The organism is Methylophilus sp. DMC16 (assembly GCF_056314045.1).
Map to the genome: position 1 here is coordinate 1,235,527 of NZ_JBQUZC010000001.1, position 17,005 is coordinate 1,252,531.

Consider the following 17,005-nt stretch of genomic DNA (forward strand, 5'->3'; position numbering starts at 1 on the left):
ATGGCGATTACCCTGACAGAAGCCGCGGCCCAACGTGTTGAAAAGTTTCTGGCGAACCGTGGCAAAGGCATAGGCTTGCGCCTCGGTGTCAAAACCACAGGGTGCTCGGGCATGGCTTACACGCTGGAGTTTGTGGATGATCTGCAGCCAGAGGATACGACGTTTGAAAGCCATGGCATTAAAGTGATTGTAGACCCTAAGAGTCTGGTCTACATCGATGGCACCGAGCTCGACTTTGCCAAAGAAGGCCTCAATGAAGGCTTTAAGTTCAACAACCCCAACGTCAAGGACGAATGTGGTTGTGGTGAGTCTTTTACGGTTTAATTGTTGCCGCAGATAACCTTCGTTTTCTGCGGCTGATGACTTTATGCAAAACCATTTCTCGCTGTTTCAGCTGCCAGCCCAATTTGAAATTGATCTGGCCACACTCGATGCGCACTACCGCAAACTGCAAGCTGAAGTGCATCCTGACAAGTTTGTGAACGCCTCCCCTGCTGAACGTATGCAATCCATGCAGATGGCCACCTTGGCCAACGAGGCCTATCAAACCTTGAAGCAGCCGACCGCCCGTGCCCGTTATCTGCTGCAACTGCAGGGCATTGCTACCGATGAGGAACAGAATACCGCCATGCCAGCGGATTTTCTGATGTCGCAAATGGAATGGCGCGAGGCGATGGAAGACGCCAAGTTTGGCAAAGACATTCCAGCACTGGAACGCTTGCTGTCACAAATGCGTCTGGCGGCCAAAGACTTGCAGCAACAGGTGAAAGCCGAACTGGCTGACGCCCCGCAAGCGGCGGCGATGACCGTGCGTAAAATGCGTTTTATTGACAAAGTGACTGAGGATATCCACCAGATCATCGCCCAGTTGGAAGATTAGAATTTCATGGCCCTATTACAGATTTCAGAACCAGGTTTTTCCCCAGCCCCACACCAGCACAAACTGGCGGTGGGCATAGACCTGGGCACAACCAACTCGCTGGTGGCGACCGTGCGTAGCGGCATGAGCACCGTGTTGCACGATGAACACGGGCATGCCTTGTTACCTTCTGTGGTACGTTACCTCGAAGAGGCTGTCGTCGTCGGCCATGAGGCGCAAGCGGCACAAAGCCAGGACCCGGTGAATACCATTGTTTCGGTCAAACGGTTTATGGGCCGGGCCTTGCACGACATCACCGACCGCGCGCATATCCCCTACCATTTTGTCGAGAACGACAGCTCACACGGCATACTGGAGCTGAAAACCCGTGCCGGTCTCAAAAGCCCGATTGAGATTTCTGCCGAGATTTTAAAGACACTGAAAGTACGCGCTGAAAAGGCGCTGGGCGGTGAACTCACCGGTGCAGTCATTACCGTGCCCGCCTATTTTGATGATGCGCAACGCCAGGCGACCAAAGACGCGGCCCGACTGGCAGGCTTGCATGTCTTGCGCCTGCTCAATGAACCGACGGCCGCCGCCGTTGCCTACGGCCTGGATAACGCTGCAGAAGGCGTCTATGTCATTTATGACCTGGGCGGCGGTACATTTGATATTTCCATCCTGCGCTTGAGCAAAGGGGTGTTTGAAGTCCTGTCAACCAATGGCGACTCTGCCCTGGGCGGCGATGATTTTGACCACCGAATTTATTGCTGGGTGCTCGATCAGGTGCGTAGCAAAACGGCAGACTTCAAACCGTTAACCGAAGAAGACACGCGCTTGTTGCTGACCAAAGCGCGCCAGGCGAAAGAATGGCTGACCGATAACCATGAAGCCAATATTGTCTGCAAACTCAGTAATGGTGCATTGGTGGATGAAACACTGAGCGTGAGCCAGTTTGTTGCTCTGACCGAACATCTGGTCAATAAAACCCTGAGCCCTACCCGCAAAGCCATGCGCGATGCTGGCCTGGCCATCGATGAAATCAAGGGCGTGGTACTGGTTGGCGGCGCGACACGCATGCCGCATATCCGTCATGCCGTACAAGCCTTTTTTCAGCAAGAACCGTTAACCAATCTGGATCCGGACAAAGTGGTCGCCCTGGGGGCTGCCATTCAGGCCAACATTCTCGCTGGCAACCGTAGTGGCGATGATTTATTGCTGCTGGATGTGACGCCGCTGTCCTTAGGACTGGAAACCATGGGTGGGCTGGTTGAAAAAGTCATTCCGCGCAACTCGACCTTGCCGATTGCACGTGCCCAGGATTTCACCACCTATAAAGACGGCCAAACGGCAATGGCGATCCATGTGGTACAAGGCGAGCGCGAGCTGGTCAGCGACTGCCGTTCACTGGCACGCTTTGAACTGCGTGGCATTCCGCCCATGGCGGCCGGTGCTGCCCGTATCCGCGTCACCTTTCAGATTGATGCCGATGGCCTGCTCTCGGTCTCCGCGCGCGAACAGACCAGTGGCGTCGAGTCCAATGTCACCGTCAAGCCGTCTTATGGCCTCAACGAAGAACAAATCACCAGTATGCTCAAAGACTCGTTTGGCGCCGCCGAAGCAGACAAACAGGCGCGCATGCTGCGTGAAGCGATAGTCGATGCCCAGCGCCTGATTGAAGCGATTGAAGCCGCCCTCGCAGAGAGTGGCGATACCTTGCTCGATGCGGCGGAGCGTGCGCAGATAGAAGCGTCTATCCAGGCGTTACGTGCCCTGTGTAATGAACACGATAGCCAAGCCATCAAACAAGCGACCGAAACCCTCAACCATGCCACCGAAACCTTTGCCGCCAGACGCATGGATGCGTCTGTCAAAAAAGCGCTGGCCGGTAAAAACCTGGATTCACTGGAACTCTGATATGCCTAAAATTACCATCCTCCCCCACGCTGAACTGTGCCCGGAAGGCACCGTGATTGAAGCAGCCTCAGGGACTTCGATTTGCGACGCCTTGTTGAAGCACGACATAGACATTGATAATGCCTGTGGCGGCGTGTGCGCCTGTACCACCTGCCATGTCATTGTGCGTGCAGGCTTTAACAGCCTGAACGAGATCGAAGAAGATGAAGAAGACATGCTGGACCGTGCCTGGGGCCTGCAACCGCATTCACGCTTGTCCTGCCAGGCCGTGTTGCAGGATCAGGATGTCACGGTTGAGATTCCGAAATACAGCATCAATCTGGCCAAAGAGGGTAACCACTAGGCGCCTGACTCCTGCGCTCCCACAAAAAAAACCGATGCATGCATCGGCTTTTTATTTGTACCAGACCAGCCACTAGCCAATATACGTCTCTTCGAGAAAGTCCACTTTACCATTCGAGATATCATAAACCGCGCCAACAATACCAATTTGTTTGCTTTGCAGCATGTCATCGACAATATCACTGCAGCGGATGATGGTATCGATTTGATATTTCACATTGAGTGCACAAATCTTTTCCACGAAGTCGCCATTCTTGGAATTACGCTGCGCCGGATCTGAGACTGTTTTTTCGTGACGGATAGAGGGTTTGATCAGATTGATAATCTCACCAATATGCCCGTCTTTGAAATCGTCACAAGCTGCTTTGACTGCGCCGCAAGAGCTATGGCCCATGACCACAATCAGTTTGCTGCCCAGGTATTTACTGGCGAATTCAAGACTGCCAATCGCTTTATCCGAGGCAATATTGCCTGCCAGACGCACACTGAACACATCGCCCAGCGCCTGATCAAACAACAACTCCACCGGTGCTCGGGAGTCACTGCAACTGAGGAATGAAGCAAACGGGTGTTGCTTATCTTTGGTGATTTGAATCAGGCTTTTGAAGTCCTTGTCCTGCTCGAGATCACTGGTAAAACGGTGGTTGCCTTCGACCAGAATCTCCAGCGCTTCACGCGGGGTCATTTTGTCACGGTCGAGCAAGGGATGTTTGTACATATCAATCTATCCTTAATAATCAGTTTTTTATTATTGATCAGCCAAAATCTTAATGGCCAAGCATAAATTTGGGCGGGTTAAACTGGATGGTTTCAACCGCAATATTTTTCAGTTTGGCCTGTTGCTGGTAGTCTTGAATAAACTCCACCACATCATAGGCGATGGATTTGCTATTGGTGCAATCAATCACCACCTTGCTATTGCGCGGGATGGATGCCAAGACTTCGAGGATGCTCGCTTTATTAAAAAACGATACTTCTTCGGCCAAAACGAGATGATACACTTCGCGGCCCTCTTCGTTCGAGCGCGTTTGCTTGATGTAATGCGAATTACGATAGCTATGGTGCAAGGTGAAGAAAATAGCCACCACCAGGCCCAAGCCGATGCCGGTCAGCAAGTCAGTCAACACAATCGCGGCAATCGTTACCACAAACGGCACAAACTGTTCCCAACCCAAGGCATACATCTGCTTGAACAGGCTGGGTTTGGCCAGCTTATAGCCGACCATAATCAGAATGGTTGCCAGGCTGGCCAGCGGAATCATATTCAACAGGCTGGCGATGGTGATGGCACTCAACAGTAACCAAAAACCATGCAGTATCGCTGACATTTTTGTGTGTGCACCAAAGGTAATGTTTGCACTGCTACGCACGATCACCTGTGTGATGGGTAAACCGCCAATCAGGCCAGACAAAACATTGCCTAACCCCTGCGCCTTGAGCTCACGGTTAGTCGGTGTCACACGCTTGTGCGGGTCTAGTTTATCCGTCGCCTCCACACACAGCAGGGTTTCCAGGCTGGCCACAATCGCCATCACCAATGCGGTTTTGATCACCAAAGGCTGAGCCATCTGACTAAAATCCGGGTGGGTGAAAAAACTGGCGAAGTCGCCGAGACTGCTGGCAACGGGCAAGCTCACAATCTGGTCAGCCGCCAGTTTGAAGTCCAGCCATTCATGCATAAACGCCCAGTTGAGCGCGATACCGGTGAACACCACCACAATCGGCCCTTGCAGCACTTGAAACACACGATGCTTTTTACTCAAATAGACATCCCAAAAAATCAGGATGGCAAAGGAAACAGCGGCAATCAGGATGGCGCCTGGCGTCAATAAATCCCAGGCCTGCAAAATATCACTAAATGTGTTGTGACCCCCTGCCTCCTCAAAGGCTTCGTCACCTTCAAAATCCGCATCATAGCCAAAGGCATGCGGAATCTGCTTGAGGATAATCAACAGGCCGATGCCGGTCAGCATGCCTTTAATCACCGAAGATGGCACAAAATAAGCAATGAAGCCGGCTTTAAACTGGCCCAGCAAAAACTGGAACACCCCGGCCAGTACGACCGCAGCGAGAAATGCCTCATAAGAACCCAGGTTGCTGATGGCGGCCAGCACAATCACCGCCAGGCCGGCCGCGGGTCCACTCACCCCCAGTTGCGAACCACTGGCGAGGCCAACCACAATGCCACCGATAATGCCGGCAATCACGCCGGAAAACAAAGGAGCGCCAGAAGCCAGTGCAATACCCAGGCACAGGGGCAAGGCGACAAAAAAGACGACAATCGAAGCCGGTAGGTCGCGGTTCAAATGCGCTAACAATGACAACGGCCCTGACCGTTGAGTATCGGTTGACATGGTGTATCAGTCCTCTTTTAATTTATTCGTTTTTATCATCATTTTTTCAAATACTAGCCCCGCCTGTATGCGGGATGTGCGATCACCAGTGTGCAACGGAGGGAATACGGCCATCGCTGACCTGTTCCCACCCGATCTTGTTCAGTGCCGCCTTAGTCAGCCATGGGCGCAGTGTAAGGACGCCTGCCGATAAAATGCAGTTGCATTTGCTGGTGCTTGTCAAAGCCCTTCTCAGGCTTGTCAGTCACGATGCCTGCGCCAATCCATTTGCCATCGGCATCCTGTTTGGCAAATGGCACTTTTGCATAAGGCCGTTTGCTCAAAAAGTTGTGATGATGCTGTTGCTTGACCGCTTGCGCCTGATCAACATCATCCGCATAGACTGAACCCATTAAACCAAATGCAGCGATGACTGCCAACCATAATTTTTTCATTGTTTATCCTTTTCGTGTCACTGATTCATCTCAATGACGCCGGGTATCCCCTGCACCACAATGCGTTGTCTGATAACCAGATCGAGCATTGTGCACGGGTCCTGACAATAAAAAATCAACCAATATACGGAGTTCGGTATATACTAAATGGCATATGCCTAACGACAGTGCTCACTCCCTCATACCTCATACTGCAAACGCGCCTGCCACGGAAAGTGCATTTGCCCTGCGCAACGCCCTCAAACAAAATCAGGTGCAAATCGCGCATGAGCGCCTGTTTGAAAAGCTCGGGCAGCAATTATTCAGTCATGGCTGGTCAGAGAGCCTGCTGCAATGGGTACTGGATGAATTAAGCGGACAATTTGGTGCGCCGCATGCCCTGATTAGCCAGCAACATGCCGGGGCGCTCAAAATTCTGGCACAAAGAGGCAATACCTATCCGGTGGGCGCGCGTATCCCCATGCTGGGTGCGCTGGCGCTATGGCTCAAGGAACCCATCACGTTTGAAGTGCATACTCAATATGTCGCCAGCTTATGGACGCTGCAACCGCCCGTAGGCACAGCACCCACCTTGCATTGCTATCATCTGCCGATTGCCGTCCAGCAGCGGGCGGTTGGCCTGCTGGCACTCATGACCAGCAATCCACTTAGCCCCGCCAATCTGCAGCTATTGCATAGCCTGTGCGGATTGATTGGATTTGCCCTGCAACAATCCACCCGCACTGCCACTGGCATTGATGACAGCGTGCTGCAAAAACTGACCCCGCGCGAACGCGAGGTCTTTGCCTTGTTACCCTCTGGCGCCAGCAATGCCATCCTGGCGCAAAAGCTGGGCATTTCACCGGGCACGATCAAGATTCATGTAGAACGTATTTTAAGCAAACTGGACTTGCGGGACCGCACACAAGCGGCAGTCAAGGCAGTTGAAGCCGGTTTTAGCAGCGACGGGCTATAAGCATGCAGTGGATCGTGGCAGGCCTACACCAATTCAGCAACCGCATGAACCGGCTGTGGCAGGATTTATCGCTCACCACCAAGGGGATCGTGCTCAATGCCTTGCCGCTCACAGTCTTACTGGCGTCACTGGCGCTGATTTTCGAGAGTGAACAGCAAGCAGCCCTGCTCGAAAGACGGGTGCAGAATGCCTTGCAAATCCAGCAGGATATCCAGACCCTGCAAACCTTGTTGCTGGAAGCCTCCACTGGCGTAAGAGACTTTTTACTCACGGGTAATCGGCAATTTCTGACTGGCTACGAAAGTGCCAAGCAAAGTATGCCGCATTTGCTGCACTCACTCGAAACCAATCTGGACGATGCCTCGCAACAACACCTGCTCGATGTCATTCATCCGCTGGTCGCCCAAAACCTGGAAGACTTGGCCGTAATGGCCAGTCACCGAGCACAGGAAGCCGACCAAGCGCTGATTACAAAGTTTTCCTCACAAGGCAAAGCCTTGAATCAATTGCGCAACCATTTGAATCAGATGAGCGCGCGCGAATCAGCCATCGTCGAGCAAGACAAGAAAGAAGTGATTTTTGAGCGCAAACGCAATTTGCGCATTACGCTGATGGCGGTCATCGCCGGGGTAGCAGGCTCCCTGATTGGTGTCTGGCTTTTCAGCCAGACCATCGTCGCAAGGGTGCGGACCATCCGTGACAGTGCCACCCATCTGGTCAAAGGCGAACCGCTGGCATTGCCCAGCATTAGCCGCGACGAACTCGGTGAGCTGACCAGTGAGCTGGAGCATGCCTCACAATTGCTGACCAAAAGTGCACAGGAGGCACATTTGGCAAGGGTAGAAGCCGAAGAAGCCAGTGCCGCAAAAAGTAATTTCTTGTCGCGCACCAGTCATGAGTTGCGTACGCCACTCAATGCCATTTTAGGCTTTGCCCAGATCCTGGAAAATGACTTGCCCGAGGGGCGGCAAAAAGACAGCGCAACCTTGATTCACAATGCGGGCCAGCATCTGTTAAAGCTGATTAACGAGGTGCTGGACATCTCGCGGATTGAAAGTGGCGATATTGACATGGCACTGGAACACGTCTCAGTGAGTGGACTGCTAGAAGAGGCTTACCACTACCTCAAGCCCTTGGAAAAGGTGCGTGATATGACGATCCAAACCGAGTTTGCAGCAGACCTGGCCGTACAGGCAGACCGTCAGCGGCTGATGCAAGTGGTACTTAACCTGCTGTCGAATGCCTTGAAATATGGCCCCGAAAACAGTGTGGTCAAGCTCAGGGCCTATCCCCAGCATGGTCAGGTACGCGTAGAGGTCGAGGATGCGGGCAAAGGCATTCCGCTCGCGATGCGCTCCCGGCTGTTTACGCCATTTGACCGCCTCGGCGCCGAACGTACCGTGACGGAAGGCACCGGCTTGGGGCTGGTGCTCAGTAAACAACTGATGGACGCCATGGGCGGGCAAATCGGGGTCGCTGAAGATAAAAGCCTATTCTGGATCAGCCTGCCGGCACAGCCTAATGCACACCCCCAGCCCATGCATGTGTCTGCGCCAGTGGAGCCAGGCGCGCCTGTGCAGCCGGTCACCACCCCTTCCACCGGCAAACGGCCTATTTTGTACGTGGAAGACAACCCGAGTAACCAGGCCCTGATTGAAGCGATTGTAAGCAAGCATCGTCACCTCAAGCTGCATCTGGCTGCCAACCTGCAGGAAAGCATGGTTTGGTTAAGGGATATGCAGCCAGATTTGCTATTGCTGGATCTCAATTTGCCAGACGGTTCGGGGGAGAGACTGATTCAGCACATACAGGCCGAGCGGCAGTCCTTGCAGTCCATGCCCATCGTCGTGTTAAGTGCGGATGCCTTGCCGGAAACCAGGGAGCGCCTGAGTCAGCTGGGCATTACACATTATTTTACCAAGCCATTAAATGTAGCCAGTTTCAACCAGCTATTGCTTAAATTATTACCAGAGTCTGCCTCATGAACATAGAACAACTGCGTGCGTCCAAAATTCTGATTATTGATGATGCTGAAGCCAACTTGCGCTTACTCGAAGAACTGCTGACCAAAGAAGGGTTTGAGCAGGTGATCAGCACCACAGACCCAACCAAGACCATGGATCTGGTCAACGCCTTTCAACCTGATTTAATCTTGCTGGATTTGATGATGCCGGTACTGGACGGGTTTGCCGTGCTCGACCAGCTCTCGCACCATGTCGGCCATAATGAATACTTGCCGGTGCTGGTACTGACTGCGGATGCGACCATCGCTACCCGTAGACGGGCGCTGGCCCTGGGGGCAAAAGATTTTTTAACCAAACCTTTTGACCCCATGGAGGCCATGTTGCGCGTCTGGATTCTGCTGGAGACGCGTTGGTTATTCACCCAGCTCAAGCAACATCAACCTGATTTGCAATTGCCGGGCTATCAGTAAGCAACCTTATTGATAAGCGCGTTTGCTGGCAAAGCGCAGATTTAATAATTGACGCTGATGCTGTGCAACGCTTTGTGCCGGATCAGTTACCTTCAAGCCGGTGCCTTCCCAAGCCTGTTCTGATTTTTCAGCAGTCGCATTTACTGTTAATGGGCGTTTACCAAAGTTTTGTTGCTGAACAGGGATGCTCTGATCCGCTAATGCAGTTCCTGCAACAGTGAATAATGCCATACCCACAACAACCAATGATTTAGAAATATTCATTTGAAACTCCTGTCTTTAAGTGGTTACGAGGGCCGTCTTGCTTAACAAATGAGGCTTAACGGATTCTGTAAGTGTCATTCTGCACACAATCCCTTACAACAGCCTTGCAAATATTAAAAAAATATGAATTAAAAAATACTTCTTGAATAAAGGGCTTTTCAGCTTGAGTTAAGGCTGCGCAGGTATCTTGACGGTTCATTGTGAAACAAGGAGCCCCAAATGAACAAAATACTGCCTTATGTATTGAGTAGCCTGCTAATTGCCAGCAGCTTGTTGCAGCCAGCTTGGGCTGACGACGACGATGAAGACGATATGCAGAAAATGGAACAAATGGTAAAAGCGTTCGGCCTGATTTCTCAGCAGGAGGCACAGACCAAAGCCCTGGCAGCCAAACCTGGCGTGGTGAAAGAAGTCGAGCTGGAACGCCGCAAATTTAGAGACGGCTGGGACTACGAAGTGGAAATCGTCGATGCCAAGGGCAAAGAGTGGGAAGTCACGCTGGATGCCAAGACTGGCAAAGTGAATAGCCTCAACCGCGACTGGTTTTAACGGGTCGACTCAAGCGCTCAGGCCTGCACGCCGGGCCTGAGCGTGAATGTCACCCGCAGTCCGCCCAGCCGTGGCGAATGGTCGAGTACGATGCTGCCCTGATAATGCTGCACAATATCCTGCACGATGGCCAGACCCAATCCGCTGCCCGGCTTGGATTCGTCCATACGCATGCCACGTTGCAGCAAGGCCGCCAGTTCTGAAGCCTGGCTACCGGGCCCATCGTCTTCAACAATGATGTGTATCTCCGCCTGCACCGAGATATTTAACTGAACCTGGCTGCGGCACCATTTAAATGCGTTATCCAGCACATTCCCGAGTAGTTCCAGCATGTCTTCGCGATCTATCATCACGCGCGGCTGACCGTCGTGCTGCCAGGCAAATCCGACGGTCTTTTCGCTATAGATTTTTTGCAGGGTCGCCACCAGCGTGGGTAGCACCAGTTCCAGGTCCGTCGTTTGGCTGGTATAGGCATCGCCCATCAAGCGCGCCCGTTTTAACTCGCGCTCCACATCCTGATAAATTTCATCGGCACAGCTTTGTACCATGTGCCGCAACTGAGCATCACTCTCTAGTGAGGCGTCCCCTGACAACAATTGCAGCTGGGCGAGACGGGTTTTAAGCCCATGGGCCAGATTGCCGATAGCCAGCCGCGAGCGCCGGGTTTTCTGGCTGGCACTTTTGAGGATACGGTTAAACTCATTGATGAGCGGCATGACTTCGGCCGGACCGCTGGCATTCATCTGCTGCAACTCGCCGCTGGCCACTTTTGCCAGGCTTTCCTTGATCTGCTGTAAGGGATGGAGCGTATTCACGACAATCCAGCGCTGCAAGGCGAGCAGTGCCAGCAACCCCAGCAAGGAAAACACGCCATACAACCAATGAAACATGCGCAAACTTTGCTGCAATTCCACCAGGCTTTCGGCGATATAAATCGTGATGGTTCGCTGCTGCTTGCGGTAGCCATGCCCCAATAACAACAGTGGCTGCGACTCAGGGCCGGTGACGTGCATGACCCGCTCTTCACCCACCTTGAGCGCGCTCATCGGCAAGTTCACATCCCACCACGAGCGGGATTGGGTTTTAGACTGATCCAGCATCACAATAAAATAACGCCCGGAAAAAGGACGCTGGTATGCCGCCGTCATCACATGCGGGGCCAAGACCAATTGCCCGTGCGCATTCACTGTAACACCCGCGAGCACCCCTTCTACTTCCTGCTGCATGCGCGCCGTCATCTGCGACTGGATCAGGTGGTCTATGGTAAACGTCACCACCGCCCATTGCAGCGTCAGCAACCCCACCAGACTGAGCGTCAACCCTAGTGACAATTGCGTGCGTAAGGACTTCATGCTGCCTGCACGACCAACACATAGCCCTGACCGCGCCGGGTCTGGATACGCTCAGCGCCGATCTTGTGCCGCAAGCGGTTCACATAGACTTCGATCACATTACTGTCCTTGTCTGCATCATAGGCGTACACGTGTTCGGTGAGCTCGGTTTTAGAAAAAATACGCCCGGGATGCAGCATCAAATACCGTAACAGCCTGAACTCGGTGCCCGTCAACACGTGCGCGCGCTGCGCTTGCCACACCGTTTGCGTTTGCTCATCCAAACGCAGATCGTCCACCACCAACTCACCACTGACCACCCCCACCGTGCGTTTATGCACGGCCGCCAATCTGGCAATTAGCTCCTGCAAGTGAAAGGGCTTGGTCACATAGTCATCGGCGCCCACATGAAAGGCTTCGACTTTTTCCTGCCAGCTGCTACGCGCGGTCAGGACAATCACCGGCAACGCCAGCCCCTTGCGCCGCCACTCGGCCAAAATATCCAGGCCCGGACGGTCCGGCAAGCCCAAATCCAGAATCGCCAGATCATAAGGTTCCAGGCTACCCTGTATCGCAGCCTCAACGCCCGCTTGCAACCAATCGCAAGCGTAGCCCGCCTGTGCAAGTGACAGCTTCAGCTGCGCGCCCAACAAGGCATCATCCTCTACCAACAGCAACCGCATCAGTCGTCCTGCTCCATTTTCAGCAACTGCCCGGTCTTGGCATCCAGTTTCAGCTCCCACACCTGGCTACCCGCATCCAGTATGTCGATCTCATACACGTAGCGGCCATGTTTCTTCTCCAGCTCAACCTCGAGAATTTCACCGGGTTTGTAAGCTCTGGCTTTTTGAGAGATTTTTTCCAGACTCAGAATTTCACCTTTGGCAGACAGGCGGCCGGCATTGGCAGGGCTTTCCCCTGAATCTGCCTGCGGCAAGCAGGCTAATGTAGTGCTCATGATCAAAAGCGCGAGAAGTACTCTCCTGGCGCGACGGGGCATCCCAACCATGCTTATCCAACTCCTGCAACAGAGACTATGCCCAAAAGTTTAACAGCATTCATCTTAAACCAAGCTTAAATTGGGCCATGACCTGGCTGCATGGCCGCAGACGACGGATTATTTCAAAACCCGCCCTTTAAAAAGCCGGTTGCAGCTACAATATTGGTTTGGCACACATCTCCAACGCCCAACGCATCATGCAATTTTTATCTCACAGCTCCACCGCCCGCTTACCTACCCAGTTTGGCGAGTTTGATATCCATGTCTTTACCGATAGCCGCAATGGCCTCGAACATGTTGCGCTGGCCTGTGGCAACCTGCAAGGCGCGCAGTCGCCGCTGGTCAGAGTGCATTCCGAATGTTTAACCGGCGATGTGTTTGGCTCAACACGCTGTGATTGCGGCGAACAATTGCACCATGCGCAACGCCTGATCCAGCAAACCGGCCTAGGCCTGATCCTGTATTTAAAAAACCATGAAGGCCGCGGCATTGGTCTCAATAACAAAATGCGCGCCTATGCGCTGCAAGACCAAGGCCTGGATACCGTAGAGGCTAATATTGCCCTCGGGCTGCCAGTGGATGCCCGCACCTACGAAGCGGCCGCTGAGATGCTGCACTATTTTGAGATCAACACGATCCAGCTACTTTCCAACAACCTGGAAAAACGCACGGCCTTGCAATCGCTAGGCATCAGCGTTGCGCAGCAAGTGCCATTGCTCACGCCGCCTACGCCTGACAATCTGAAGTACCTGCAAACCAAGGTCAACAAGTTAGGGCATTTACTGCCAGATTTACCTGCTTAAAGGCAACCCGCTTCATCGCCCTCTATCTACCGCCCTTCTTCCCAGCATTTGCCGACGTCGGCAACGCCTGTTTCAGTCTTAAACGCTTATTCAATCCGCATGCGGCCTGCCTTTGTCAGGGCACGCTGACAGCAAGCTGCTTTTCAAAAAGCATGTCATCCATACGCAAAAAAATTATAAGTCTTTGTTTTTAATAAAATCTTACCCTGGCACACTTTCTGCAAAGGATAGTTAAGCTAGGTCACCTTCTTGACGTACGAGTGGTGCAGTACCTGCATGACAGCCGACTTGAAAACCAGAAGGAGTTTTATCTTGAAACATGCATTTCCATTCTTTACCCATTCCCCTTTAATCGCCATCGGCCTCTCTCTGTCGATGATTACTGCCACCGTGCACGCGGACACAGACCTGTCGCCATGGCAATTACGTGCGGGGATTTCATTGATTGATCCTCAATCCCACAATGGCCGTATTATCCAAAACACCGCTGCTGTGACGGTGGATAGTCAAACCGGCCCGACCTTCAATATTGGCTACTACTTGACGCCGCACTGGGCAATCGATCTGCTGGGCGGACTCGCCTTCAAGCACCAGATCAACGTCAATGGTGAGCGTGCTGGCTCTACCAAACATTTGCCGCCCATCCTCAGCCTGCAATACCACTTCCGTCCAGAAGCGACCATACGGCCATTTGTTGGGCTCGGCATCAACTACACACGTTTTCTTGATGAAAAACTCGATAACGGCGCCAAACTGTCACTCGGCAGCTCCTGGGGGCCTGCAGTGCAAGCGGGGGTAGATGTTGCCATTGACGAGCATTGGTCTGTGGGCGGTGATATCCGCTATGCACGCATTGATACGCGCACAGAAATCAATGGCGCCAATGTTGGCAAAGTGGAGATCAACCCCACGGTTTACAGCCTTACTGTCGGCTATCGCTTTTAATCTCCCGTGAAAGGAACCCTCATGAGTCAATCCAATACACTTGCCATACCAGCATTAGACACGCTCCCGGCGGCACACCGCATTCGCAGTGACGAAGAGGCGATTGCCGTTGCAAAACAGTTAGCAGAGACCTTTGCCAAGGAAGCCTCTGCGCGCGACCGAGAGCGCCGTTTGCCAGTGGCCGAACTGGACGCATATTCGCAAAGCGGCCTGTGGGCTATCACCATCCCCAAAGCCTACGGCGGCGCGGGCGTCTCTTATCGCACCTTGGGCGAAGTGATAAAAATTATTTCTGCGGCGGACCCTTCACTGGGCCAATTACCGCAAAACCATTTTGTCATTATCGAGCATCTGATCCTGGATGCCAGCGAGAGCCAGAAGCAGTTCTTTTTTGAGCTTGTGCTCAAAGGCGTCCGCTTTGGCAATGCCTTCTCAGAAAAAGGCAGCCGCACGGTGGTCGAGTTTGCCACCCGCATCACCCCGCATGGAGAAGGTTTTGTCGTCAATGGCACCAAGTTTTTTGCCACTGGCGCCTTGCTGGCGCACTGGATTCCGATAGTCGCCGCCACAGAAGAAGGCCTGCCGTACTTGGCGCTAGCCAAACAAGGTACCCCTGGGCTGACAGTGATCAATGACTGGTCCAGCTTTGGTCAACGCACCACCGCCAGCGGAACCGTGGTGATTGAAGCCGTACAAGTGCCTGCAGAACATGTGGTGCCGATTTACCAAGCCTTTGCCCGCCCGACCATCGCCGGACCCAGCTCGCAGTTTATTCAGGCAGCGGTCGATGCAGGCATTGCCGCAGGCACCATAGCCGCGACGCTGGACTACGTAAAACAGTCCGCGCGGCCATGGATAGATGCCAAGGATATCCAGCATGCCAGCGATGACCCCTACACCATCCAGCAAATTGGCGACCTGGAATTGCGCTTGCACGCAGCAGAAGCCTTGCTGGACCGCGCCGCCGATGCCTTGACCCAGGCAGCGAAAGAAGCCAACGAAACCACGGTGGCAGCGGCCTCCATTGCAGTGGCAGAAGCCAAAGTATTGACCACCGAAATCGCGCTATTAGCCGGCAACAAACTGTTTGAGCTCAGCGGTACGCGTTCTACGCTCGAAGAACTCAATCTCGACCGTCACTGGCGCAATGCACGCACGCATACCCTGCATGATCCGGTCCGCTGGAAGTTTCACGCCATTGGCAACTACTACCTCAACAAAGTGAATCCGCCGCGTCACCCGTGGTTATAAGCATGTAAGCAAATGATATAACCCCGGCCGCGCACCGGGGTTATACTTTAATACCAATATAATAAATTCAAATAATTAATAAAGGAGTTGAGCGATGAAACAAGAAACCCTTTCCATTCACGGCGGCTATCAACCGGACCCCACTACCAAGGCGGTTGCGGTGCCCATTTACCAAACCACCTCTTACGCCTTTGACAATACCCAACATGGTGCGGACCTGTTTGACCTCAAGGTACAAGGCAATATTTATACGCGTATCATGAACCCGACTACCGCCGTGCTAGAAGAGCGCCTGGCACAACTGGAAGGCGGCATAGGCGCGCTGGCACTGGCTTCTGGCATGGCCGCAATTACCTACGCGATTCAAACCATTGCCGAAGCAGGCGATAATATTGTGTCCGTCTCGACGCTGTATGGCGGCACCTATAACTTCTTTGCGCACACCTTGCCCAAACAAGGTATAGAAGTCCGGTTTTTTGATTACCGCGATCCGGCGTCACTGGAAAAACTCATCGACAGCCGCACCAAACTGGTATTTGCCGAAACCATAGGCAACCCGTTAGGCAATGTGGTGGACCTCGCGGCCATTAGCGCGGCAGCCCATAAACACGGCGTGCCGGTGATCGTCGATAACACCGTCGCCACGCCCATTCTGTCGCGACCATTTGAGCATGGCGTAGATATTGTGGTGCACTCGCTAACCAAATACATCGGCGGCCACGGCAACTCGATTGGTGGCGTCATTGTCGATAGCGGCAAGTTTCCGTGGGCAGAACATGCCGCCCGCTTCCCCAGCCTCAACACCCCCGACCCCAGCTACCATGGCGTCAACTACGTCGAAGCCTTAGGCGCCGCTGCCTACATCGCCCGCGCCCGCGTCGTGCCCTTGCGCAACACCGGCGCCGCCATCAGCCCATTTAATAGCTTTTTGATTCTGCAAGGCCTGGAAACACTGGCGCTGAGAATCGAGCGCCACAGCAACAACGCCCTCGCGCTCGCTCAATACCTCAAACAACACCCCAAAGTAAAATGGGTCAGATACGCCGGGCTTGCAGACCACCCAGACCATGCACTGGTGAAAAAATACCTCAACGGCCACGCCTCAGGCATTTTGTCTTTTGGCGTGCAAGACGGCCGCGAAGGCGGCACCCGCTTTATTGACGCACTGCAACTATTCACGCGCCTGGTCAACATTGGCGATGCCAAAAGCCTCGCCTGCCACCCTGCCACCACCACGCATAGGCAACTCAATGCCGAAGAGCTGGCCCGTGCAGGCGTGAGTGAAGATATGGTCAGGTTATCAGTAGGCATTGAGCATATCGATGATTTGATTGCGGATTTGGAGCAGGCATTGGCAAAGGTTTAAAGCTGATCAAAAACTGGCCATGTCGGTTTTTGATATTGCGAAAAATAATGAAAGTGCAGCAGCGATGCTGCGCTTTTTTCTTAAATTAACAGTACATGGTTGCTTTCCAACACTCAGTTAGCTTGATCAGAAATGAACAGCAACCCCTTGAGGGTTAATAGTCGCGACTGCTTTTACCAGCATATATTTAATATTGCATTT

The 17,005-nt window shown here is 53.1% G+C and carries 19 protein-coding genes; 12 read left to right on the plus strand and 7 right to left on the minus strand.

Going from position 1 to position 17,005, the window contains the following annotated elements:
• The 4 genes from iscA to fdx are packed head-to-tail and all read left to right on the plus strand — an operon-like array spanning nt 1 to nt 3,119.
• Nucleotides 1–324: an iron-sulfur cluster assembly protein IscA gene (gene iscA, locus ACT53D_RS05895; protein WP_194747017.1), complete on the plus strand. Its 324-nt coding sequence runs from the start codon at nt 1–3 to the stop codon at nt 322–324.
• Nucleotides 325–367: 43 nt separating this feature from the next.
• The gene (hscB, locus tag ACT53D_RS05900; RefSeq protein ID WP_476155018.1) at nt 368–880 is read left to right on the plus strand and encodes a Fe-S protein assembly co-chaperone HscB; all 513 of its coding nucleotides are present in this window, start codon (nt 368–370) and stop codon (nt 878–880) included.
• A gap of 6 nt (nt 881–886) precedes the next feature.
• Nucleotides 887–2,776, plus strand: coding sequence for a Fe-S protein assembly chaperone HscA (gene hscA / locus ACT53D_RS05905; RefSeq protein WP_476155020.1), 1,890 nt, complete (start codon nt 887–889; stop codon nt 2,774–2,776).
• A gap of 1 nt (nt 2,777) precedes the next feature.
• A complete protein-coding gene (gene fdx, locus ACT53D_RS05910; protein WP_194747020.1) occupies nt 2,778–3,119 on the plus strand; it encodes an ISC system 2Fe-2S type ferredoxin in 342 nt (113 codons plus the stop codon).
• A 72-nt stretch (nt 3,120–3,191) separates the two neighbouring features.
• On the opposite strand, the gene ACT53D_RS05915 is transcribed toward fdx, so the two are convergent.
• From ACT53D_RS05915 to ACT53D_RS05925, 3 genes are all read right to left on the minus strand, one after another.
• Complete coding sequence (locus tag ACT53D_RS05915; protein ID WP_313984155.1) at nt 3,192–3,836, minus strand: carbonic anhydrase; 645 nt, start codon at nt 3,834–3,836, stop codon at nt 3,192–3,194.
• A 49-nt stretch (nt 3,837–3,885) separates the two neighbouring features.
• Nucleotides 3,886–5,472 carry a SulP family inorganic anion transporter gene (locus ACT53D_RS05920; protein WP_476155023.1) on the minus strand — a complete coding sequence of 529 codons (1,587 nt, stop codon included), beginning with the start codon at nt 5,470–5,472 and terminating at the stop codon, nt 3,886–3,888.
• A 152-nt stretch (nt 5,473–5,624) separates the two neighbouring features.
• Nucleotides 5,625–5,906 (minus strand): hypothetical protein, encoded by a 282-nt coding sequence (locus ACT53D_RS05925; protein ID WP_476155025.1) that lies wholly within the window; start codon nt 5,904–5,906, stop codon nt 5,625–5,627.
• Between the two features lie 253 nt (nt 5,907–6,159).
• On the opposite strand from ACT53D_RS05925, the gene ACT53D_RS05930 reads away from it, so the two are divergent.
• Genes ACT53D_RS05930 through ACT53D_RS05940 form a run of 3 tightly spaced genes read left to right on the plus strand, consistent with a single transcriptional unit; the run spans nt 6,160 to nt 9,295 of the window.
• Nucleotides 6,160–6,861 (plus strand): LuxR C-terminal-related transcriptional regulator, encoded by a 702-nt coding sequence (locus ACT53D_RS05930; protein ID WP_476155027.1) that lies wholly within the window; start codon nt 6,160–6,162, stop codon nt 6,859–6,861.
• A gap of 2 nt (nt 6,862–6,863) precedes the next feature.
• Entirely contained in the window at nt 6,864–8,846 is a 1,983-nt protein-coding gene (locus tag ACT53D_RS05935; protein WP_476155029.1) for a hybrid sensor histidine kinase/response regulator, read from the plus strand.
• Entirely contained in the window at nt 8,843–9,295 is a 453-nt protein-coding gene (locus tag ACT53D_RS05940; RefSeq protein ID WP_194747026.1) for a response regulator, read from the plus strand. The genes ACT53D_RS05935 and ACT53D_RS05940 overlap by 4 nt, the downstream gene beginning before the upstream one ends.
• A 6-nt stretch (nt 9,296–9,301) precedes the next feature.
• Here ACT53D_RS05940 and ACT53D_RS05945 read toward each other — a convergent pair whose 3' ends face one another.
• On the minus strand, nt 9,302–9,559 hold the full coding sequence (locus tag ACT53D_RS05945; protein WP_194747027.1) for a hypothetical protein: 258 nt from the start codon (nt 9,557–9,559) through the stop codon (nt 9,302–9,304).
• Between the two features lie 219 nt (nt 9,560–9,778).
• Between ACT53D_RS05945 and ACT53D_RS05950 the strand changes: the two genes are divergently transcribed.
• Nucleotides 9,779–10,108 carry a PepSY domain-containing protein gene (locus ACT53D_RS05950; protein WP_338657327.1) on the plus strand — a complete coding sequence of 110 codons (330 nt, stop codon included), beginning with the start codon at nt 9,779–9,781 and terminating at the stop codon, nt 10,106–10,108.
• 17 nt (nt 10,109–10,125) lie between these two features.
• Here the strand turns inward: ACT53D_RS05950 and ACT53D_RS05955 are convergent, their stop codons facing one another.
• From ACT53D_RS05955 to ACT53D_RS05965, 3 genes are read right to left on the minus strand one after another with little or no spacing between them, the layout of a single operon-like run.
• Nucleotides 10,126–11,460 carry an ATP-binding protein gene (locus ACT53D_RS05955; RefSeq protein WP_476155032.1) on the minus strand — a complete coding sequence of 445 codons (1,335 nt, stop codon included), beginning with the start codon at nt 11,458–11,460 and terminating at the stop codon, nt 10,126–10,128.
• A complete protein-coding gene (locus ACT53D_RS05960) occupies nt 11,457–12,122 on the minus strand; it encodes a winged helix-turn-helix domain-containing protein (protein WP_476155034.1) in 666 nt (221 codons plus the stop codon). Before ACT53D_RS05960 ends, ACT53D_RS05955 begins: the two co-directional genes overlap by 4 nt.
• Complete coding sequence (locus ACT53D_RS05965) at nt 12,122–12,448, minus strand: PepSY domain-containing protein (RefSeq protein WP_445241986.1); 327 nt, start codon at nt 12,446–12,448, stop codon at nt 12,122–12,124. The genes ACT53D_RS05960 and ACT53D_RS05965 overlap by 1 nt, the downstream gene beginning before the upstream one ends.
• Nucleotides 12,449–12,636: 188 nt before the next feature.
• On the opposite strand from ACT53D_RS05965, the gene ribA reads away from it, so the two are divergent.
• The 4 genes from ribA (at nt 12,637) to ACT53D_RS05985 (ending at nt 16,804) form a co-directional block, all read left to right on the plus strand.
• Nucleotides 12,637–13,242, plus strand: coding sequence for a GTP cyclohydrolase II (ribA, locus tag ACT53D_RS05970; RefSeq protein WP_338657320.1), 606 nt, complete (start codon nt 12,637–12,639; stop codon nt 13,240–13,242).
• Between the two features lie 312 nt (nt 13,243–13,554).
• Nucleotides 13,555–14,187 (plus strand): OmpW/AlkL family protein, encoded by a 633-nt coding sequence (locus ACT53D_RS05975; RefSeq protein ID WP_476155037.1) that lies wholly within the window; start codon nt 13,555–13,557, stop codon nt 14,185–14,187.
• 21 nt (nt 14,188–14,208) lie between these two features.
• On the plus strand, nt 14,209–15,438 hold the full coding sequence (locus ACT53D_RS05980) for an SfnB family sulfur acquisition oxidoreductase (RefSeq protein ID WP_476155039.1): 1,230 nt from the start codon (nt 14,209–14,211) through the stop codon (nt 15,436–15,438).
• 94 nt (nt 15,439–15,532) lie between these two features.
• Nucleotides 15,533–16,804: a bifunctional O-acetylhomoserine aminocarboxypropyltransferase/cysteine synthase gene (locus ACT53D_RS05985; RefSeq protein ID WP_476155041.1), complete on the plus strand. Its 1,272-nt coding sequence runs from the start codon at nt 15,533–15,535 to the stop codon at nt 16,802–16,804.
• Nucleotides 16,805–17,005: the final 201 nt, after the last annotated feature.